The sequence below is a fragment of the Burkholderia sp. IT-111MI5 genome (genome assembly GCF_949752865.1).
Lineage (GTDB): Bacteria > Pseudomonadota > Gammaproteobacteria > Burkholderiales > Burkholderiaceae > Burkholderia > Burkholderia pyrrocinia_C.
In genome coordinates, this window is sequence record NZ_CATKIF010000001.1 from 42,917 (window position 1) to 63,514 (window position 20,598).

Genomic DNA, 20,598 nt, shown 5'->3' on the forward strand with positions numbered 1-20,598 from the left:
GACTACGTTTCGTTTAATTGGGGATATATGGGCATCATCAAGATTTCCGAGCACATGCACGAACGGCTGCGCTCGACGAGTACGGCGTTGAGCCGGTCGATCAACGCACAGGCCGAACACTGGCTGCGTGTCGGGATGCTGGCGGAACTCAATCCGGCGCTGTCGTACGGCGACATCTGCCGGATGCTGATCGAGGCCGAAGCACGGGGCGGCGATGTGGCGCCGGCAGAGCCGGTCGCGCACGGCATCGAGCAGGTGGCGTAATGGCGAAGCGCGAAATCCCGATCCGCGGCACCGCAGAAATCGCCAAGTCGCGCGAGGCCGCGAAGCTCGCGTCGCAGGTGCTGGCGATGATCGCCGAGCATGTGAAGCCTGGCGTCTCCACCGATGAACTGGACGCGCGCTGCCGCGAATACATCGTCGACGTGCTCGGCGCGATACCGGCGAACATCGGCTACCACGGCTATCCGAAGACCCTGTGCGCGTCGGTCAACCATGTGGTCTGTCACGGCATTCCATCGTCACGCCCGATGCGCGACGGCGACATCGTGAACCTCGACATCGCGGTGATCAAGGACGGCTGGTACGGCGATACGAGCCGCATGTATTTCGTCGGCGAGCCGGGCGAACTCGCGCGGCGTCTCGTCGCGGCAACCTACGAAGCGATGCACGCGGGTATCCGCGCGGTGCGTCCGGGCGCGACGCTGGGCGATGTCGGTTATGCGATCCAGCAGGTCGCGCATCGGGAAGGGTTCAGCGTGGTCCGCGAGTACTGCGGGCACGGCATCGGCGACGTCTATCACGACGAGCCGCAGGTGCTTCACTACGGCCGTCCGGGCACCGGCGTGCCGCTGCGGCCGGGGATGATCTTCACGATCGAGCCGATGCTCAACGCGGGCAAGCGCGACACGCGCGTGCTGCCGGACGGCTGGACGGTCGTCACGAAGGACCATTCGCTGTCCGCGCAGTGGGAGCACATGGTCGTGGTGACGGAAACGGGCTTCGAGGTGCTGACCGACGATGCGAAGCCGCAGGCATTGGCGGCGCTTTCCGGCACGCACGCTGCCTGACGCGTGCCGTGCGCCGCGTCCGGCGGCGCGGCGGCGCAAATGAACGGGCCCCGTTGCGGGGCCCGTTTCGTTCGAGGTCACGCGGCGCGATTCGCGCGCGACTGCGGTTATCCGCTGCGTGACGCGAGTCCGCTGCTTAACCGCGCGCCTTCTGCCACGCGTGTTCGACGAACACGCGGCACAGCGCTTCCATCCCTTTGCGGTCCTCGTCGTCGAAGCGCGCGGCGACCGGACTGTCGACGTCCCACACGCCGATCAGCGTGCCGTCGTCGGCCACCAGCGGCACGACGATTTCCGATTCCGATGCCGCATCGCACGCGATATGGCCGGGGAAGTCATGCACGTCGCGCACGACTTGCGTCTCGCGCGTCTGCGCGGCCGTGCCGCACACGCCCTTGCCGAGCGCGATCCGCACGCACGCCGGTTTGCCCTGGAACGGCCCGACCACGAGTTCGGTCCCGTCGAAGAAGTAGAAGCCGGCCCAGTTGAGGCGGTCGAGCGAGTGGTAGACGAGCGCGGAGAAATTCGCCGCGTTCGCGGTCAGGTCGCGTTCGGACTCGACGAGCGCGCGCGCCTGCTCGACGAGCGTCGCGTATTGATCGGCCTTGGAGGCGGTGGGGTCGTTGGACAGCGTGAACATGGCGGGAAGGCGATAGGGGTTGTGAAAATGCGCGATGCGCGTCCCGCAGTCTACGGCACGCGCGTACGGTCTGCAGCGCGCGGTTGCGTGTGATGCGGCGCGCTCAATCGGGCTCGAGCCCGGCAAACCGCTCCGCCAGAAAATCGAGCAGCGCCCGCACCGCGGGCAGCAGCCCGCGGCGCGACGCGAACACCGCGTGCACGATCTCGCGGCGCGGCGCCCAGTCCGGCAGCACGGTCGCCAGTTCGCCGCGCGCGATCTCGTCGCGCACCATCATCGTCGGCAATTGCACGACGCCGACGCCCGCGACCGCCGCCGCGCGCAGCGCGAGCATGCCGCCCGTCACGAAGCGCGGCTGGTGATGGATTTCGGCCTGAGCGCCGTCGGGCCCGCGCAGCCGCCACACGTGCGCGGACTGCGGCACACCGTGATCGAGGCTCGGCAGGCGCGCGAGATCGGCGGGAACCGCCGGCACGCCATGTTCGCGCAGCAGCGCGGGGCTCGCGACGAGGCACTGGCCGCGCTCGGTCAGCACGCGCAGCGCGAGATCGCTGTCCTCGAGCGGCGGCGGGCGCACGCGGATCGCGACGTCGATCCCTTCACCGACCACGTCGACGCGCCGGTTGGTCGCTTCCAGGTGGATCTCGACGCGCGGGCACGCGGCCATGAACGCGGCGATCATCGCGCCGACCAGCGAATCGAGCAGCACGATCGGGCAACTGACGCGCACGATGCCGCGCGGCTCCTCGTGCAGCAGCGCGATCGCCTCGTCGGCCGCATCGGCCTCGACGAGCATCGCGCGGCAATGCGCGTAATAGGTCTGGCCGACGTCGGTGACCGTGAAGCGGCGCGTCGAGCGCTGGATCAGCCGCATCCCGAGCCGCGCCTCGAGCAGCGCGACGCGACGGCTCAGCTTCGATTTCGGCAGGTCCAGCGCGCGCCCGGCCGACGCGAAGCCGCCATGCTCGACGACCTGCACGAAGTAGTAGAGATCGTTCAGATCCCGTTCTTTATCGTTCATGAAATGGAACGCTGAGTGCGATTTTGGCAGTCTACCGGATCGATCGTTCCACCTCTATATTCATGCTCAGGATGCGAAACACGTGTTTCGCCGCAATTTGGAGAGGGCAATGAAGAAGATCCAGGGTGTGTATAGTGCGCCGCGCGGCCATTGGGTCGGCGACGGTTTCCCGGTGCGTTCGATGTTCAGCTACCAGTCTCACGGCGCGCACCTGAGCCCGTTCCTGCTGCTCGATCACGCGGGCCCCGCGACGTTCGAGCCGGCTTCGGCGCCGCGCGGTGTCGGCGAGCATCCGCATCGCGGGTTCGAAACGGTGACGATCGTCTATGACGGTGAAGTCGCGCACCGCGACTCGACCGGCGCGGGCGGCGTGATCGGCCCGGGCGACGTGCAGTGGATGACGGCCGCGAGCGGGATCCTGCACGAGGAATTCCACTCGGAGGCGTTCACGAAGCGTGGCGGCCCGCTCGAGATGGTGCAGCTGTGGGTGAACCTGCCCGCCGCGGACAAGATGGGCGCGCCCGGCTATCAGACGCTGCTGAACGCGGACATTCCCGTGGTCGAATTGCCGGACGGCGCGGGGCGGGCGCGGATCATCGCGGGCGAACTCGACGGGCGGCGCGGCCCGGCCCGTACGCACACGCCGATCGACGTATGGGACGTGCGGCTCGTGGCAGGCGGCCATGCGCGGTTCCCGGTCGCTGAAGGGCACACGCTCGCGGTGGTCGTGCTGAGCGGTACGGTGCAGGTGAACGGCGAGACGGTCGCCCGCGAGGCGCAGTTCGTGCAACTGGGCCGCGAAGGCCGCGACGTCGAGATCGAAGCGAACGGCGACGCGAAGCTGCTGATCCTGAGCGGCGAGCCGATCGACGAGCCCGTCGTCGGTTACGGGCCGTTCGTGATGAACTCGCAAGCGGAGATCCGTACCGCGATCGAGGATTTCAACAGCGGCCGCTTCGGCAAGATGCCGGCATGACGGACAGGCCCCGCGCGATGCGGGGCTTTTTTTTCGCGCGGGCGGACGGCCGCGCGTCGCGCGTGCTTCGAGGCATAATCAGCGGTTGCCGCGCGCCGGCCGGCGCGCCCGAATCAGGACCGCACATGAACGCATCCGCACCCGCCGCATCCCCGAGCGCCGCCGATCTCGACTGGCGCTGGAAATCCTTCGACGCGCTGACGGCGCGCGAAATCTATTCGATCCTCGAAGCGCGCAGCGCGGTGTTCGTCGTCGAGCAGAACTGCGTGTATCGCGACATCGACGACGCGGACCAGGCCGCGTGGCACCTCGCTGCGTACGATTCGGCCGGCCGCCTGGCCGGCTATCTGCGCGTGCTGCTGCCCGATGCGCAGAACACCGACGTGCGCATCGGCCGCGTGCTGACGACCGCCGCGTTTCGCGGCGCGGGCCTCGGCAACGGGCTGCTGTCGCGCGCGCTCGAGCATATCCGCGCGCAGTGGCCGGATACGCCCGTGAGCCTGCATGCGCAGGCCCACTTGCAGCGCTTTTACGGCGCATTCGGCTTCACGCCGAGTTCGGACGTGCACGACGAGGACGGCATCCCGCACGTGTGGATGAGCAGCACGCGCGCGTGATGCGCGACGCGCCGCGCGGCAGTCAGTGCGCGGTGCGTGCCACCGACGGCTGGTCCGTGCGCTGCACGGCCCGTTCCCCGATCAGGCGCCCGCGCGCGGACAGCCGCAGCCAGTGCCGCAGCGCGATCAGCGCGCCGATCACGCTCATCATCGAGCCGGGAATCCACAGCAGCAGGCCGCCGATCTGCTGGTCGCGCAGCGGGCTCAGCCACGTGAACGCGCGGCCGCAGATCGAGTAGATCGGATACAGCTCGTGCGGCGTGAAGAAGATCAGCGCGCCGAGCGCGATCTGCGGCGGGATCGCCGCGACGACGATCAGGATCCGGCGGCCGGGCGACAGCCGCGCGGGCGGCGCGGGGCGCGGATCGACGACGAGCCACCAGAACAGCAGCCCGTCGATCACCATGCTCCAGTTCATCACGCGATAGAGACGCCAGTCGAGCATCGCGATGAAGTGGATCGGCGACAGCAGCCAGAAATAGATCAGCCCGACGAACAGCACGACCGCGACGACGGGATGGAACACCACGTCGAGCGTCGCGCGCACGGGCGCCCACGCGAGCGCGGGGCGCACGAAACGCTGCCGCCAGCGAAACGGGATGCCCGCGCGAATCGCCGCGCCCGGATAGGACAGCGCGATGAAGAACGGCCCGAGGTGGTGCAGCACGAGGTGCTGCGCGCGGTGCAGGAAGAACTCGTGCTCGAAGAAATAGTCGAGCCGCGTATGCAGCGCGATGTAGAGTGCCGTCAGCCCGAACCAGAACGAGAACTGCCGCAGCGGCGACACCTTCGCCTTCTTCACGCCGCGCGCGAACAGCACGGCGGCCGTCAGCACCGCGATGACGACGGTCGGCGACGGTTCCCACGGATCGAGCCAGTACAGGAGGTTCATCGCGCGCGCATCACTTCGCCTGGGCCGGCGACTTCACGGCGAACGGCGTGTCGACCGTTTCGCCGTCGGAGAATTTCAGGCGCAGGTGCACGGTGTCGCCCGGCTTGATCGCGTGCTTCGGCTCCTCGAGCATGAAGTGATAGCCGCCCGGCGCGATGTCGACCTTGCCGCGCGCGGGGATCGTCAGCTTGTCGACCATTTCCATCTTCTGCGTCGAGCCGTTCGAGACGGTCTGGTGCAGCATCGTCATCCCGTAGTCGGGGCTGGCGACATCGACGAGATCGACCGGCTTGTCGCCCGTGTTCACGAGCGTCACGTAGCCGCCGGCCGGCAGCTTGTTCGGCAGCCACCGCACCCACGCGTTCTGCGCGGTGATCGTGCCGGCGGCATAGGCCTGGGCGCCGGCGCACAGCGCGGCGAGGAGGGCGAACGTCTTGAGGGTCGTCTTCGTCTTCATGTCGGAATGCATTCAGGTAGTGGAGGCGGTGTCGATGATCCGGCGCACATCGGCGGCGATGGCGTCGGGCGAGTCGCGGTCGGTCGCGAGCAGGCGCGCGCGGCCGCTCGCGTCGAAGATGTAGACAGCCGAGCTGTGCGTGACTTCGTAGCCGCCGGACGGATCGCGTTTTTCCATCTGGTACGCAACGCGATAGCGTTTCGCGAGCGATTCGATCTGGCGGTCGGTGCCGGTCAGGCCGCGCGCATGCGCGGGGTCGAACGCGGCGACATACGACTGCATCGCCTGGGGCGTGTCGCGCGCGGGATCGACCGAGACGAACAGGATGCGCGCGTCGTTCGCCTGCGGGCCGAGCTTCGCGAGCACTTCCATCAGCCGCGCCATCGTTTCGGGGCAGACATCGGGGCAGTGCGTGTAGCCGAAGTAGACGAGCGCGACGCGGCCGCGGAATGCATCGGCGTCGACGGGACGGCCGTCGCCGCCCGTCAGCGTGAACGACAGGTCGGGCAGGTGGCCGGTGACGTTGGTCAGGTTCCAGCGCGGCTCGTCGTGCGTGCACGCGGCGAGCGCGACGGCGGCGGCGAGGGTCGCGGCCGTGCGGATGATGCGGGAGAAGCGCTGGCGCGGGACGGGACGGGCAGACGGCATCCTAGAACTCGATCGGACGGAATGGTGGCCGGCCGGCGCGGCGCCATGCGTCGCGCGGCAGGCGGTTGCGACTGTAGCGCAATTTGCGCGCCCGCGTCCTTTCGAAACCCGTACGGCGCGGGCGAGCGGGGCAATATGCCGCAGTTGACGCGGCTGGCGGCGCGCTGCCAGCGATGCGCCGGTTTCGCCCAACTCGATGCGCAGGCGCGGTAAGATGCGCACAATTCCATTCGCGCAGCGGCAGCCCGGCGTTTGCCGGCCGCCCCTCACATTATCGAATCGATGCAATCCGTTCCGGCTTCCCTGTCCCTGACCGATACCGCGTTCTTCTTCGACTTCGACGGCACGCTCGTCGAACTGGCGCCGACGCCCGACAGCATTCACGTTCCGCCGTCGCTGCTGACGTTGCTCGACGAGCTGCGCCGCCGCTCGCACGGCGCGGTCGCGGTCGTGTCCGGGCGCGGCATCGACAACCTCGACACGTTCCTGAAGATGCCCGGCCTGCCGATCGCCGGCCTGCACGGCGCGGAGCGCCGCGATGCGAACGGCGACACGCAGCGCATCGGCTTCAACGACGAACGTCTGCTGCGCATCGAGCGCGAGCTCGCGGCCGTCGTCGACCGTCATTCGGGCATGCTGCTCGAAATCAAGGGCGCGGCCGTCGCGCTGCACTATCGCAATGCGCCCGAGCGCGAGGCGGTTGCGCGCGAAGCGGCCGAGCGCCTCGTCGCCGAATATGCGGATGCGTACGTGCTGCAGCCCGGCAAGATGGTGTTCGAGATCAAGCCGAAGGGTGTCGACAAGGGGCGCGCGCTGGCCGCGTTCCTCGACGAGCCGCCGTTCGCGGGCCGCATGCCGCTGTTCGCGGGCGACGACCTGACCGACGAGAAGGGCTTCGCGGTGGTCAACGCGCGCGGCGGCCTGTCGATCAAGGTCGGCGCGGGCGAGACGTCCGCCCGCATGCGGCTCGATTCGGTCGACGCGCTGCACGAGCAGATCGCGTGCTGGCTTGGCGCGGGGCAGCCGCACGCATGAGCCGGCTCATCATCGTTTCAAACCGCGTCGCCCCGATTTCGGAAGGCGAACCGGCGGCGGGCGGCCTCGCGATCGGCGTCTACGATGCGCTGAAGGAGACGGGCGGCATGTGGTTCGGCTGGAGCGGCGAGGTCGTCGCCTCCGGCGCGCCGCAGATCCGCATCGAGGAGCGCGGGCCCGTGACGTTCGCGACCGTCGGCCTGTCGCGCCGCGATTACGACCAGTATTACCGCGGCTTCTCGAATGCGACGCTGTGGCCCGCGTTCCATTACCGCGCGGACCTGATCCAGTACGACCGCCACGAATTCGACGGCTACCGCCGCGTCAACGTGTGGCTTGCGCAGCAGCTCGTGCCGCTGCTGCAGGACGACGACGTGATCTGGGTGCACGACTATCACCTGATCCCGTTCGCACGCGCGCTGCGCGAGGCCGGCGTGAAGAACCGCATCGGCTTCTTCCTGCACATCCCGTTTCCTGCCGCGCAGGTGCTCGTCAACGTGCCGCCGCACCGCGAGCTCGTCGAGTCGCTGTGCGCGTTCGACCTGCTCGGTTTCCAGACCGAGCCCGATCTGCGCGCGTTCTGCGACTACATCGAATTCGAGGCGGGCGGCGAGGTCGAGCGCGACGGCCGCACGGTGCGCGTGCGCGCGTTCGGCCAGACGCTGCGCGCGGCCGCCTATCCGATCGGCGTATATCCGGACGAGATCGCGACGCTCGCGCAGGCGGGCGAACACGGCAAGGCCGTACGCACGCTCGCGACGTCGCTGCGCGGGCGGCAACTGATCATGAGCGTCGACCGGCTCGATTATTCGAAGGGGCTCGTCGAGCGGTTCCGCGCGTTCGAGAAACTGCTCGAACACCAGGCGTCGATCCGCAACCGCGTGTCGTTCCTGCAGATCGCACCGTCGACGCGTGCGGACCTGCGCGCGTACCAGGACATCCGCCTGCAGCTCGAAGCGGAGTCGGGGCGCATCAACGGGCGTTACGCGGAGCTCGACTGGGCGCCGATCCTCTACATCCACCGCCAGTACGACCGCCAGGTGCTGGCCGCGCTGTACCGGCTCGCACGCGTGGGTTTCGTGACGCCGCTGCGCGACGGGATGAACCTCGTCGCGAAGGAGTATGTGTCCGCGCAGAATCCGGACGATCCGGGCGTGCTCGTGCTGTCGCGCTTCGCGGGCGCCGCGCGCGAGCTGACGGGCGCGCTGATCGTCAATCCGATCGATATCGACGGGATGGCCGATGCGCTGTCGCAGGCGCTGACGATGCCGCTCGCCGAGCGGCGCGCGCGTTACGCGGACATGATCGCGCAGCTTCGCGAGAACAACGTGTCGGTGTGGCGCGACAACTTCCTGCGCGATCTGCAGCATGGCTAGCCGGTAGGTCCGGCGCATCGCGCGGCACATTCCGCGCCATCTCGGCCGGCCGTTCCCGGTGCAATTAAAAAAGCCGCAGTGCGTGAAGCACTGCGGCTTTTTTATCGGCTGCGCGCGGACGCGTCAGGCCACACGTTCGCCGGTCGGCGTGCTGCCGTCGGGTGCCGCGTGGTGGCGGCCGTGCTGCTTCGTGAGCAGGTCGCGATACAGGCCGGGGCGGTTGCGCAGTACTTCGGGGCTGCCGTCGTCGATCACCTTGCCGTTGCTCATCACGATGATCCGGTCGAAGTTGCGCAGCGTCGACAGGCGGTGGGCGATCGCGATCACCGTGCGGCCGACCATCAGGCGGTCGAGCGCGCTCTGGATCGCTTCCTCGGATGCGCTGTCGAGCGCCGACGTCGCTTCGTCGAGCAGCAGGATCGGCGCATCCTTCAGGATCGCGCGCGCGATCGCGATGCGCTGGCGCTGGCCGCCCGACAGCTTGACGCCGCGGTCGCCGACGATCGTGTCATAACCTTCCGGCATCGCCTCGATGAACTCCGCGCAGCGCGCGTCGCGCGCGGCGGCGAGCACTTGCTCGCGGGTCGCGTCGGGGCGGCCGTACGCGATGTTGTCGTAGATCGTCCGGTGCAGCAGCGAGATGTCCTGCGGCACGAGCGCGATCGCGTGGCGCAGGCTGTCCTGCGTGATCGCCTTCACGTCCTGGCCGTCGACCTTCACGACGCCGTCCTGCGTGTCGTAGAAGCGCTGCAGCAGCGCGAGCACGGTCGATTTGCCGGCGCCCGACTTGCCGATCAGGCCGACGCGCTGGCCCGGTTCGATATGGAGATCGAAGTGGTCGAGGATCGCACGGCGGTGCGGATACGCGAACGTCACGCGCTCGAAGGCGACGCGGCCGCCCTTGGCCGACAGCGGCTGCGCATCGGAGCGGTCCTGCATCCCGTGCGGCTCAAGCAGCGTCTTCACGGCTTCGGACAGCCGTGCGACGTGCTGCGTGACGTCGACGAGCGCAACCGCGAGATCGCGCGTGCCGTGCAGGATCGTGAAGCCGAGCGAGCTGACGAGCACGATGTCGCCCGACGTCGCGCGGCCCTGGTCCCACAGCCACAGTGCCCAGCCGAGCAGGCCGGCGGACAGCATCGCGGTGATCACCGCGTGCAGCAGGCGCAGCTTCTCAAGATAGAGCAGGCTCTGCTGGCGCGCGTCCATCTCGGCCTTGACCGTCGCGCCGAAGCGCTTCTGCTCGCGCAGGGTCATCCCGAACGCACGCACGAGGCCCATGTTGCCGATCACGTCGACGAGTTCGCCGTCGACCGCCGCTGCCTTTGCCGCGAACGCATGGTGGCGGGCCGAGCCGCGTCCGGCGAGCTTGAACAGGATGACGGACAGCACGGCCGAGCAGCCGAGCAGGCCGGCGGCCATCATCGGATTGACGACGATGATCATCAGGATTGCGCCCATCACCGCGATGCACGGCGGCAGCACGTTCCACGCCATCGTGTTCTCCGACGTGTAGACCGCGTTCGACGTGGCCGTGATGCGGCTCGCGAGCGTGCCCGGCTGCTTTTCCGAGTAATAGGTCGGCGAATGGCCGATCAGGTACTGGAACAGGTCGCGCCGCAGGTCGCCGGTGACCGCGACGAACGTGTGCGCGGCGACCCAGCCGCCGACGCGCCACAGCAGGTTGTCGGCCGCGATCAGCCCGACGAGCAGCGCGAACGCGCTCCACAGCGGGCCCGGATGATGGCGCCCGGTCGCCAGCACGTCGATCAGGTGCTTGATCGCGTATTGCGAGCCGAGCGCGCAGCCGACGGCGGCCACCACGCTGCACAGCACGATGAGGTGGGCGACGGGATGCAGGCGAATGTAGCGGAACAGGAACGCGATCGGCCGGTGCGCGTAGCTCGACAGCTTCGCGTTGTGGGCGTTGCGCTGGGCAGGGGTGAGAGATTCCAAAATATGCGTGCGGTGATTCGGTGGTTGAGCGTTGCGGCTGGATCGCATGCCGGCGTTCGCCCGGACTGAATAATCCGGCATTGTAAACAACGCATGCGTCGCGCTGCGCGAATCTTGCCTTGGCCAGGGGCTCACGATCGATTTTGAGATAAAATCCGGCATCCCGTCCTGCCACATGTGCCGGAATCACGCTGCCGGCAGTCACGGGTGACCAGGATCGCCAAAAGGGCCTTCCACTCTAGAACGGACGCCCAAGTCCGCGGGTTGCAAAGTGTTGCGCCTTTGTAACAAAGTAAAGTGTTTGAAATGTTGTGCGCCGTATCGGGATTAACCCTAGATAATCGGCTCCGGGTTCGGTTCCAGGTTTTTTTACGAACCCCTGTCAACGGGTCTTCGTTTCAAACGTTCTATGCCTGTCGCGTCGCCGACGCTCCTTGAGCCGCGCGGGTTCGACGCCCCCGGCAGGCTGATTCGTCCGATTTTTCGGACGAAATGCATCCAGCCCGGACCGCCGGCAGGTTGCCGACCCAACCTGGTTTTTAGCCGATTTTTTAGGAGTTACGCATGCGAATCGCCCAAATCGCTCCGTTGCACGAAGCAGTTCCCCCGAAGCTGTACGGCGGTACCGAGCGAGTGGTGTCCTACCTCACCGAAGCACTTGTCGAGATGGGGCATGACGTCACGCTCTTCGCGAGCGGCGATTCGCAAACCTCCGCGAAGCTCGAAGCGTGCTGGCCGCAGGCGCTGCGCCTCGACCCGACGATCCGCGACGTGATGGCACCGCACATGCTGCTCCTCGAGCAGGTGCGCCGCCGCGCGGAAGAGTTCGATGTCCTGCACTGCCACATCGACTACTACCCGTTCTCGCTGTTCTCGCGCCAGCCGGTCCCGCATCTGACGACGATGCACGGCCGTCTCGACCTGCCGGAACTGCAGCCGATCTTCAACGCATTCAGCGACGTGCCGGTCGTGTCGATCTCCGACAACCAGCGCATCCCGCTGCCGCAGGCGAACTGGCTGTCGACCGTTTATCACGGCCTGCCGGAAAACCTGCTGACGCCGATCCCGAACGTGAAGCCGAGCTATCTGGCGTTCCTCGGCCGCATCTCGCCGGAGAAGCGCGTCGACACGGCGATCCGTATCGCCGAGCAGGCCGGCCTGCCGATCAAGATCGCCGCGAAGCTCGACAAGGCCGACCGCGCGTACTACGAAGAGAAGATCAAGCCGCTGTTCGCGCTGCCGCACGTCGAGTACATCGGCGAAATCAGCGAGTCCGAAAAGACCGAATTCCTCGGCAACGCGCACGCGCTGCTGTTCCCGATCGACTGGCCGGAGCCCTTCGGCCTGGTGATGATCGAGGCGATGGCATGCGGCACGCCGGTGATCGCATTCAAGCGCGGCTCGGTGCCGGAAGTGATCGACAACGGCGTGTCGGGCTTCGTCGTCGAAGACGAACTGTCGGCCGTCGCGGCGCTCAAGCGCCTCGATACGCTGCCGCGCGAGAAGGTCCGCGCCGCGTTCGAAGCACGTTTCTCGTCGAAGGTGATGGCGCAGAACTACGTGAAGGGCTACGAGGAACTGCTGCGCCAGAAGCGCCGCACCGTGCTCCGCGAAGTCAACGCAAGCTGATTCGCCGGCCGCCGCCGCGCTGCGGTGCGGTGCGCGGCCGTCATCGACGCCCCGTCCGGGTTCCCGGCGGGGCGTTGTCACATCCGCGGCGCGGATCTGTTGTATTCTCGCCGCGCCCGACGCCGCGAACGGCCCATGAAGCGGCCGGGCACGCCATCCGGCAGTCTGTCCAGACGGTAATGTCCCTATAATGGCCGTGCCGTGAAATCCGGCCCCGCACGATCATCCAGAGGAGAGCAGTCTTGGCGAGAACGAAAACCACGCGCGCAGCGCCGGCCCCCGGCGCCGGCGTGATCTTCGCGTTGCGCGCGATCGGTCTCGTACTGCTCGCGCGCTGGCTGTTCTCGATGTCCCAGATGGGCTATCGCGCGTCGCTGTCGGCGATGGTGTCGTCGCCCTGGGCGTTCGTCTATCTCGTGCTGATCTTCCTGCTGCTCGCGTTGCCGGGCGCCGTCGCGCGCGCCGAGCGGCCGTTCCATCCGCTGCCGCAATGGCTGCGCCAGGCGCTGCGCGTCTTCGCGCTGATCGGCTTCCTGTTCGCCGTCTGGTCGATCGGCGCATTCGCATGGGCGGCCGGCTGGCGCCGTGCGCTGCATGCGGTGACGGCGACCAACGGCTGGCTCGTCGCCGCGCCGGCGCTCTATGCGGCGATCGTCTGGATCTGCCGTCCGCGGCCGCTGTGGCGAACCAACGTGGCGGCACGCCGCTTCGCGGTCGGCCGCTACGCGATTTCGCTCGACGTGCTGACGCGCACCGCGATCGTCTGGATGGAAAGCCGCAAGGTCGGCCAGTACGATGCGCGCGAGTTGTCGGTGCGCTGGCCCGGCCGGGTGGCGCCCGTCGCGGGCGATCAGGGCGCGCCGGACGTACAGCCGGCGGCCGTGCCGCCGCGCCGCGGCAGCCTGTTCCGGCGGCCGAAGGTGGAGCTGCTGTGGGATTCGCCGGCGGCCGTCGGCCATAACCGGCAGATCGTGATGCGCGCGCCGCTTGCGACCGAGGGCGACCGCGTCGCGGTGCTCGCGCTCGACGCGGCGCTCAAGCAGATCGTCTGACACGGCTCGCGCACCGGGCGCGGGCGACAAGGAGGCGCAATGATCGTCCGTTGGTTGCTGGCTGCCGTTCACCTGAGCGCGTTCGCCGTCGCGTTTGCCGCGATCGCGGGACGCAACCGCGCGTTGCGCCGGCTCATCGCGTCGGCGCAGGCGGCCGACCTGCCCGGCGTATTCAAGGCTGACGCCGCTTGGGGGCTGTCGGCGCTGGTGTTGATCGTGACGGGGCTGATGCGCGCGTTCGGCGGTTTCGAGAAAGGCACCGCGTACTACCTGCATGAACCGCTCTTTCATCTGAAGATGACCGCGCTCGTGCTGATCCTGCTGCTCGAGGTCGTGCCGATGCTCGGGCTGATCCGCTGGCGTGTCGCCGCGCGGCAGCAGCAGATGCCGGATATCGGCCGCGCGCGCACCTATGTGCGGATCGGTCATTGGCAGGCCGTGCTGCTGGTCGTCATCGTGTTCGCCGCATCGGGGATGGCGCGGGGGATTGGGCTGGCCGGGTAGGTGCGGCCGGCTAGGTGCGGCCGGCTAGGTCTGGCCGGGTAGCGGTAGCCGGATAGGTGCCGCCGGCCAGATCTGGCTCGGCAGGTCCGGCATAGCCGCAAGCAACCGTCCGGATCTCCGTTCCACCTGCACCGCCTCTCGAGCCCGACATCAGCCGGGCCGGCCTCGAACTGCACCATTCCTTCGGATTTCGTCCCGGCCGGGCGAGGCCGCCGCCCGGTCCGTCCATGCTCAGCGCACGAGGCAGGGGCGCTTGTTGTTGAACGTCCACCCCGGAATCAGATACTGCATGGCCGCCGCGTCGTCGCGGGCGCCGAGCCCGTGCTGCTTGTACAGCTCGTGCGCGACCGCGACCGCATCCATGTCGATGTCGATGCCGAGCCCCGGCCGCTTCGGCACTTCCACCAGCCCGTTCTCGATCTTCAGCGGTTCGCGCGTCAGCCGTTCGCCGTCCTGCCAGATCCAGTGCGTGTCGATCGCGGTGACCTGGCCCGGCGCGGCGGCCGCGACATGCGTGAACATCGCGAGCGATACGTCGAAGTGGTTGTTCGAATGCGAGCCCCACGTGAGACCCCAGTCGCGGCACATCTGCGCGACGCGCACCGAACCCTGCATCGTCCAGAAGTGCGGATCGGCGAGCGGGATGTCCACAGCCTGAAGCTGCACCGCGTGGCCCATTTGCCGCCAGTCGGTCGCAATCATGTTGGTCGCCGTCGGCAATCCCGTCGCGCGACGGAATTCGGCCATCACTTCGCGGCCCGAGTAACCGTTCTCCGCACCGCACGGATCTTCCGCATAGGCGAGCACGTGATGCTGGTCGCGGCACAGCCGCACGGCCTCGTCGAGCGACCACGCGCCGTTCGGATCGAGCGTCACGCGCGCGTCGGGGAAGCGTTCGGCGAGCGCCGTCACGGCCTCGATCTCGCTCGCGCCTTCGAATACGCCGCCTTTAAGCTTGAAGTCGTTGAAGCCGTAGCGCGCATGCGCGGCCTCGGCGAGCCGCACGACCGCGTCGGGCGTCAGCGCCGGCTCGTCGCGCACGCGGGTCCAGTCGTCGGTTGCGCCGCTGCCGTCGCGATAGGGCAGCGCGGTCTTGGTGCGGTCGCCGACGTAGAACAGGTAGCCGAGCATTTCGACGCGCTCGCGCTGCTGGCCTTCGCCGAGCAGTGCGGCGACCGGCACGCCGAGATGCTGGCCGAGCAGGTCGAGCAGCGCGGCTTCGAGCGCGGTGACCGCGTGGATCGTCGTGCGCAGGTCGAAGGTCTGCAGCCCGCGGCCGCTCGCGTCGCGATCGGCGAAGGTGCGCTGCACGTCGTTGAGCACCGCGTGGTAATTGCCGACCGGCTGGCCGACGACCAGCGCGCGCGCATCGTCGAGCGTGCGGCGGATGCTTTCGCCGCCCGGCACCTCGCCGACGCCGGTCCGGCCCGCGCTGTCCGTCAGGATCACGAGGTTGCGGGTGAAGAACGGACCGTGCGCGCCGCTCAGGTTGAGCAGCATGCTGTCGTGGCCGGCGACCGGAATCGCTTGCAGGTCGACGATGCGCGGCGTGTCGTGGGAAGGCGAGGCAGTGGCGGCGTTCATGGGCGGCGATGGCGAAAGGGTGGGCAATGCCGTGCGGCAAAAGCTTTGCCGCGCGCGGCGGGAGGTGCGATCATTCGACAACCGACGTGCGCGGCGCGCAAGGCCTGCATGTCGACAGCAAACCCGGAACGGGGTGGGAGCGACAACCGGACCAGCGAAGCGCAGAACGCGAACGCTGGCCGATCGTAACGCATGGGACCGCGCAGGCGCCGGAGCGCCGGCTCGAGTCGACAGGAGATCCGTGCGTCGATCATCAGTCGTCGGATGACTTGTGACGCAGTATAATGAATCATCGGCTTTCGCTCAAACCCCGCGTAAACCCTCGGCTCACATTACGATCATTCTAAAAGGAACCGGCCTCATGTCCGTGCCTACGTTTCCCGCAGCGCCGCGCCGTCGCGCACGCAGCCTCGCACAAGATGTCGTCGACGCGCTGACCGCGCAGATCGAAAACGGCACGCTGCGCCCCGGTGACAAGCTGCCGACCGAAACCGAAGTCATGGCGGCGCAGGGCGTGAGCCGCACGGTCGTGCGCGAGGCGATCTCGCGGATGCAGGCGAGCGGCCTCGTCGAAACGCGCCACGGCATCGGCAGCTTCGTGCTGGAGCCGTCGCGCCGCCAGGCGCTCGGCATCGATCCCGCGACGATCACGACGCTGCGCGACGTGCTCGCGGTGCTCGAGTTGCGCATCAGCCTCGAGAGCGAGTGTGCGAGCCTCGCCGCACAGCGCGCGAACGATACCGACCTCGCCGCGCTGCGGCGTGCGCTCGACGCGATCGCGACGGGCGCGGGCGGCGGCCGCGACACGGCGCAGCTCGACTACCAGTTCCACCTGCAGATCGCGCAGTCCACCGGCAACCGCTATTTCGTCGACATCATGACGCAGCTCGGCACGTCGATCATCCCGCGCACGCGCGTGAATTCGGCGCGCTTCGCCGGCGACGACCTCGAGCGCTACGTCGGCCGGCTCAATCACGAGCACGAGGATATCTACGAGGCGATCGCGCGTCACGACCCGGAGGCCGCCCGCGCCGCGATGCGCACGCACCTCACCAACAGCCGCGAGCGGCTGCGCCGCGCGCACGAGGCGGCCGAGGCCGAGCGCGATACGCAGGCCAACTGATGCGCCGGGCAGTGCGGCCCGCGTTGCCGCGGGCCCGATTGTATTGCGCCAACATCAGTCGTCATACGAGATCGGCGTGACTTCGTCGATCTGCGCGGCCGGACGGCATTTCCGCCGCCGGCCGCCGACACCGCCGATCAGCCTCCCTTCGTCACGATCGTCTTCCACGTGCCGCTCTTCACCTGGTACAGCGTCGACATCCCGCTCTTCAGCGAGCCGTCGTTCGCGAACGAGATGCGGCCGGTGACCCCTTCGAAGTCGACCTTCTTGAGCACCGGGCGATAAACCTTCGGGTCGGTCGAGCCGGCTGCCTGCATTGCCTTGATCGCCGCCCAGGCCGCGTCGTAGCCGAACTGCGCGTACGACAGCACGTCGACGCCGAAGCGCTTCTTGAAGCGCTGTTCGAAATCCTTGCCTTGCGGCAGCTCGTCGAGCGGCCGGCCGTATTCCCACGCCATCGCGCCTTCGGCGGCCGGGCCCGCGATCTTGATGAACTCGTTGTCCTTCACGCCGCCGCCGCCGACGAACTGCGCGTTCAGCCCGAGCTGGCGCATCTGCTTGACGAAGTTCGCGGCGAGCGAATCGAGGCCGCCGAAGAAGATCAGGTCGGGGTTCTTGCCCTTCAGGCTCGTGATCTGCGCACGAAAGTCGACCGCCTGGTTGTTGGTGAACTCGCGGCCGATGATCGTGCCGCCGGCGGCCTTCACGGCCTTCTCGAACTCGTCGGCCTCGCCCTGGCCGAACGCGGTGCGGTCGTCGATGATCGCGATGCGCTTCGCCTTCGTCACGTCGACCGCGTACTTGCCCGCGTTGCCGGCGTTCTGGCCGTCGGTCGCGATCACCATGAACATGTTCGCGAGCCCGCGCGACGTGAGCGTCGGGTTGGTCGCGGCGGGATCGATCACCGGGATGCCGGCCTTGTCGTAGACGACCGACGCCGGAATCGTCGTCCCCGAGTTGAAGTGGCCGACCACGACCGACACGTTCTGGTCGACGAGCGCCTGCGCGGCCTGCACGCCGATGCGCGGGTCGGCCTGGTCGTCCTGCACGACGAGATTGAAGTGCACGGGCTTGCCGGCGATCTGCACCTTCTGCGCGGCGGCGTCGTCGAGCGCGAGCTGCACGCCGTTCTGCAGATCCTTGCCGTAGCCGGCGTTCACGCCCGTGAGCGGCGCGGCGAAGCCGACCTTCACGTCGGTTGCGTCGGCGGCCCGGGCGGCCTGTTGCGAGAGGAGGGCCAGCGCGGATGCAATCGACACCGACAGCAGGGAATGACGGAATTTCATGTGGTTCCTCTTGTTCGATACCTGCGAGTGGGTACCGCACGCGCCCGGGCGGGCCAGGCGCGTGCGACGGGCGGGCGGTTCGACCGCTTCTCGGAATCGGGCGGGGAGGTCGGCATCGTGATCCTCGGAAGAATCTCCCGTCAGGCTCCGCGAAGAGCCCCGATCGCCTCGATTTATAGGTCGCCGATATGCACGGGTCTTGGCAATTTGCCGCGCATTCGATGAGGATTTGCGCACAGCTTCCACGCGTGCGGTGGCGGCCGGTATCGGGAGTTTCCCGTCGCGAACGGAACGGGCGGGGAGGAGGGGGAGCGGTGCGGGGCCAGGACGCGGCCCGGCCCGCCGGGGCCGCGCCGCGTGTGGGACACCGTCAGTCGGACAGCGCGTCCGATGCGGCTTCCGCGTCGCTGTGCGACGAGGTCGTGCGGATCGCCGGGTCGCTCGCGCTCGGGCGGCCCGTCTCGACGTGGCCGGCGAAGCGGCGCTGGAAGCCGAGCGGCTTGCCGTCGCTGACGGTCAGGTCGTACCAGCCGTGGCTGCCACGCAGGTCCCAGTAGTCGTCGACCCGCGCGCCCGGTGCGAGGTCGAACGTGCGCGCGTGGCCGTGGCCGTAAGCGTTCGTGACCTTGAGCCGCACGGCCTTGTGGCCGCGGTTCATCAGGCGCAGCGTGATGTTGCCGTTCGCGACGTCGTAGCCGTAGATCACCTCGGGGTTGACGCTCGCGGGGCCGACCGCCGACGCGGCGGGGCTGCGGAAGTGGCAGTAGAAGCCGTTCGGGCCGTACACGTCGAGGTCGTACAGGCCGAGCGACGGCGCGGGGCTCCACGTGTCGGAGATCCGCTTGCCGGCGTCGACCGTGTAGGCCCACGGGCCGTCGACGCGGTTGCGCGCCTGGACCTGGAACGCCGCGCCGGCGGCGCCGGTGTTCGCGAAGGTCAGCCGGAACTGGCCGCTCGCGTTGTCGATCCGCCCGTGCACGAACAGTTCGTACGGCAGCGCGCGCGCCGGACGCAGGCCATGCTCCTGCTTCGGCAGATGCTGGACGACCGGCGGCACCGGGATGTAGTCGGGGTGACGGTTGCGGTCGGGCGGCGCGTAGCCGCTCGTGTCCGGGAGCTGCGGCCAGCTCGCGTCGGGCGTCGAGAAGTCGAACGCGGACGTCAGGTTGCCGCACACCGTGCGGCGCCACGGCGACACGTTGGCTGCAGTGACCGCATACTGCGCGCCGAACCGCGCCTCGATGAATTGCAGCAGCGACGTGTGATCGAAGGTCTGCGAGCAGACCCAGCCGCCCTTGGTCCACGGCGACACGACGAGCATCGGCACGCGCGGCCCGAGCCCGTACGGGCCGGCCATGTGCGATGCGTCGCCGGCGAACACCTCGTTGGTCGTCTCGACGGTCGACAGCCCGTTGTCGCGCGATTGCGGCGCGAACGGCGGCGGCACGTGGTCGAAGAAGCCGTCGTTTTCGTCGTACGTGATGAATAGCGCGGTCTTGCTCCACACGTCGGGATTCGACACGAGCGCCTTCAGCACCTGCTCGATGTACCACGCGCCGTAGTTCGCGGGCCAGTTCGGGTGCTCGGAATACGCTTCCGGCGCGCAGATCCACGACACCTGCGGCAGCGTGCCGTTCTTCACGTCCTGCTGCAGCACGTCGAACAGCGTGCCGCCCGCGCTGATGTTGGTGCCGGTGCGCGCCTTCTCATACAGCGGCGTGCCGGGCAGCGCGGTGCGGTACTGGTTGAAGTAGAGCAGCGCGTTGTCGCCGTAGTTGCCGATGTACGGGTTTTGCGTCCAGCCCCACGAGCCGTTCGCGTCGAGCCCCGTGCCGACGTCCTGGTAGATCTTCCACGACACGCCGGCCTGTTCGAGCACTTCCGGATAGGTCTTCCAGCCGTAGCCCTTTTCCTCGTTGCCGAGCACCGGGCCGCCGCCCGTGCCGTCGTTGCCGACGTAGCCCGTCCACATGTAATAGCGGTTCGGGTCGGTCGAGCTCGGGATCGCGCAGTGATACGCATCGCAGATCGTGAACGCGTCGGCGAGCTGGTAGTGGAAGGGGATGTCGTCGCGCTTCAGGTAAGCCATCGTCGTGGTGCCCTTGTTCGGCACCCACTGGTCGTAGCGGCCCTTGTTCCACGCGGCGTGCATGTCCTGCCAGCCGTGCGGCAGGTCCTGCAGGAACTGCAGGCCGAGCTTGTCCGCGCCGGGGTGGAACGGCAGCAGTTCGGCCGGGCCGACCGGCTGGTGGAACACCGACTTGCCGTTCGCGAGACGCAGCGCGCGCGGGTCGCCGAAGCCGCGGACACCGCGCATCGTGCCGAAGTAATGGTCGAACGAGCGGTTCTCCTGCATCAGGATCACGATGTGTTCGATGTCGCGGATCGTGCCGGTGTGGCGGTTCGCGGGAATCGCAAGCGCATCGCGGATCACGGGCGGAAACAGGTTCAGCGCGGCGGCGCCGGCGGTGCCGGCGGCGACGCGCAGGAAGTCACGACGGTTCGATCGGGTCATGGTCGTTATCGTGCGGTAAAGGGGGAAGCCGATTGGCGGGACCTACGGGAAGGGCGCGTCCGGGTCGCAGGATGCGGCTGCGCCGGTTCGTGCCGTCGCGAGCATAGCGGGAAATCGGTGTCATTCATGTGAAGTCCGGAAACGTTTGCACGTGTATCGGACCGGCATCGGGACGCGTATCGCCGGCGGTTATGGCGCAGCAGGGAAAGCAGGGAAA

Annotated in this window: 19 protein-coding genes; 10 read left to right on the forward strand and 9 right to left on the reverse strand. The window is 68.1% G+C overall.

The features are described 5' to 3' along the window. Positions 1-27: 27 nt before the first annotated feature. The gene (locus tag ACM6JT_RS00235) at positions 28-264 is read left to right on the forward strand and encodes a ParD-like family protein (protein WP_034183118.1); all 237 of its coding nucleotides are present in this window, start codon (positions 28-30) and stop codon (positions 262-264) included. Next, positions 264-1,070: a type I methionyl aminopeptidase gene (map, locus tag ACM6JT_RS00240; RefSeq protein WP_105390731.1), complete on the forward strand. Its 807-nt coding sequence runs from the start codon at positions 264-266 to the stop codon at positions 1,068-1,070. Before ACM6JT_RS00235 ends, map begins: the two co-directional genes overlap by 1 nt. 136 nt (positions 1,071-1,206) lie before the next feature. Here the strand turns inward: map and ACM6JT_RS00245 are convergent, their stop codons facing one another. Together ACM6JT_RS00245 and ACM6JT_RS00250 are read right to left on the reverse strand one after the other, a co-directional pair. Continuing rightward, the gene (locus ACM6JT_RS00245) at positions 1,207-1,710 is read right to left on the reverse strand and encodes a GAF domain-containing protein (protein WP_011544958.1); all 504 of its coding nucleotides are present in this window, start codon (positions 1,708-1,710) and stop codon (positions 1,207-1,209) included. Positions 1,711-1,813: 103 nt separating this feature from the next. After that, positions 1,814-2,731, reverse strand: coding sequence for a LysR family transcriptional regulator (locus ACM6JT_RS00250; protein ID WP_105390732.1), 918 nt, complete (start codon positions 2,729-2,731; stop codon positions 1,814-1,816). 109 nt (positions 2,732-2,840) lie between these two features. On the opposite strand from ACM6JT_RS00250, the gene ACM6JT_RS00255 reads away from it, so the two are divergent. Next, positions 2,841-3,707 carry a pirin family protein gene (locus ACM6JT_RS00255; protein ID WP_105390733.1) on the forward strand — a complete coding sequence of 289 codons (867 nt, stop codon included), beginning with the start codon at positions 2,841-2,843 and terminating at the stop codon, positions 3,705-3,707. A 125-nt stretch (positions 3,708-3,832) separates the two neighbouring features. Next, positions 3,833-4,324 (forward strand): GNAT family N-acetyltransferase, encoded by a 492-nt coding sequence (locus ACM6JT_RS00260; protein WP_414855764.1) that lies wholly within the window; start codon positions 3,833-3,835, stop codon positions 4,322-4,324. Between the two features lie 22 nt (positions 4,325-4,346). Here ACM6JT_RS00260 and ACM6JT_RS00265 read toward each other — a convergent pair whose 3' ends face one another. Genes ACM6JT_RS00265 through ACM6JT_RS00275 form a run of 3 tightly spaced genes read right to left on the reverse strand, consistent with a single transcriptional unit; the run spans position 4,347 to position 6,321 of the window. Further along, positions 4,347-5,216, reverse strand: coding sequence for a cytochrome c oxidase assembly protein (locus ACM6JT_RS00265; protein ID WP_034183123.1), 870 nt, complete (start codon positions 5,214-5,216; stop codon positions 4,347-4,349). A 10-nt stretch (positions 5,217-5,226) separates the two neighbouring features. Continuing rightward, positions 5,227-5,673, reverse strand: a complete 447-nt coding sequence (locus ACM6JT_RS00270; RefSeq protein WP_414855765.1) for a copper chaperone PCu(A)C — start codon at positions 5,671-5,673, stop codon at positions 5,227-5,229. Between the two features lie 12 nt (positions 5,674-5,685). After that, positions 5,686-6,321: an SCO family protein gene (locus tag ACM6JT_RS00275; protein WP_175748845.1), complete on the reverse strand. Its 636-nt coding sequence runs from the start codon at positions 6,319-6,321 to the stop codon at positions 5,686-5,688. A gap of 282 nt (positions 6,322-6,603) precedes the next feature. Between ACM6JT_RS00275 and otsB the strand changes: the two genes are divergently transcribed. After that, positions 6,604-7,356, forward strand: a complete 753-nt coding sequence (gene otsB / locus ACM6JT_RS00280) for a trehalose-phosphatase (protein WP_034183125.1) — start codon at positions 6,604-6,606, stop codon at positions 7,354-7,356. Next, positions 7,353-8,732, forward strand: a complete 1,380-nt coding sequence (gene otsA, locus ACM6JT_RS00285) for an alpha,alpha-trehalose-phosphate synthase (UDP-forming) (protein WP_034183126.1) — start codon at positions 7,353-7,355, stop codon at positions 8,730-8,732. The genes otsB and otsA overlap by 4 nt, the downstream gene beginning before the upstream one ends. A 123-nt stretch (positions 8,733-8,855) precedes the next feature. On the opposite strand, the gene ACM6JT_RS00290 is transcribed toward otsA, so the two are convergent. Beyond that, a complete protein-coding gene (locus tag ACM6JT_RS00290) occupies positions 8,856-10,688 on the reverse strand; it encodes an ABC transporter ATP-binding protein (RefSeq protein ID WP_034183127.1) in 1,833 nt (610 codons plus the stop codon). Between the two features lie 564 nt (positions 10,689-11,252). Between ACM6JT_RS00290 and ACM6JT_RS00295 the strand changes: the two genes are divergently transcribed. The 3 genes from ACM6JT_RS00295 (at position 11,253) to ACM6JT_RS00305 (ending at position 13,873) form a co-directional block, all read left to right on the forward strand. After that, positions 11,253-12,317 (forward strand): glycosyltransferase family 4 protein, encoded by a 1,065-nt coding sequence (locus tag ACM6JT_RS00295; RefSeq protein ID WP_006476459.1) that lies wholly within the window; start codon positions 11,253-11,255, stop codon positions 12,315-12,317. A gap of 242 nt (positions 12,318-12,559) precedes the next feature. After that, positions 12,560-13,369: a hypothetical protein gene (locus ACM6JT_RS00300; RefSeq protein ID WP_034183128.1), complete on the forward strand. Its 810-nt coding sequence runs from the start codon at positions 12,560-12,562 to the stop codon at positions 13,367-13,369. A gap of 39 nt (positions 13,370-13,408) precedes the next feature. Continuing rightward, complete coding sequence (locus ACM6JT_RS00305) at positions 13,409-13,873, forward strand: DUF2214 family protein (RefSeq protein WP_105390739.1); 465 nt, start codon at positions 13,409-13,411, stop codon at positions 13,871-13,873. Positions 13,874-14,104: 231 nt separating this feature from the next. On the opposite strand, the gene gudD is transcribed toward ACM6JT_RS00305, so the two are convergent. Further along, positions 14,105-15,457 carry a glucarate dehydratase gene (gudD, locus tag ACM6JT_RS00310; protein ID WP_414855766.1) on the reverse strand — a complete coding sequence of 451 codons (1,353 nt, stop codon included), beginning with the start codon at positions 15,455-15,457 and terminating at the stop codon, positions 14,105-14,107. Positions 15,458-15,818: 361 nt separating this feature from the next. Between gudD and ACM6JT_RS00315 the strand changes: the two genes are divergently transcribed. Further along, positions 15,819-16,580 (forward strand): FadR/GntR family transcriptional regulator, encoded by a 762-nt coding sequence (locus ACM6JT_RS00315; protein ID WP_034183131.1) that lies wholly within the window; start codon positions 15,819-15,821, stop codon positions 16,578-16,580. A gap of 137 nt (positions 16,581-16,717) precedes the next feature. On the opposite strand, the gene ACM6JT_RS00320 is transcribed toward ACM6JT_RS00315, so the two are convergent. Beyond that, positions 16,718-17,866: a branched-chain amino acid ABC transporter substrate-binding protein gene (locus tag ACM6JT_RS00320; protein ID WP_034183132.1), complete on the reverse strand. Its 1,149-nt coding sequence runs from the start codon at positions 17,864-17,866 to the stop codon at positions 16,718-16,720. Positions 17,867-18,236: 370 nt separating this feature from the next. Next, positions 18,237-20,381 carry a phosphocholine-specific phospholipase C gene (locus ACM6JT_RS00325; RefSeq protein ID WP_414855767.1) on the reverse strand — a complete coding sequence of 715 codons (2,145 nt, stop codon included), beginning with the start codon at positions 20,379-20,381 and terminating at the stop codon, positions 18,237-18,239. Positions 20,382-20,598: the final 217 nt, after the last annotated feature.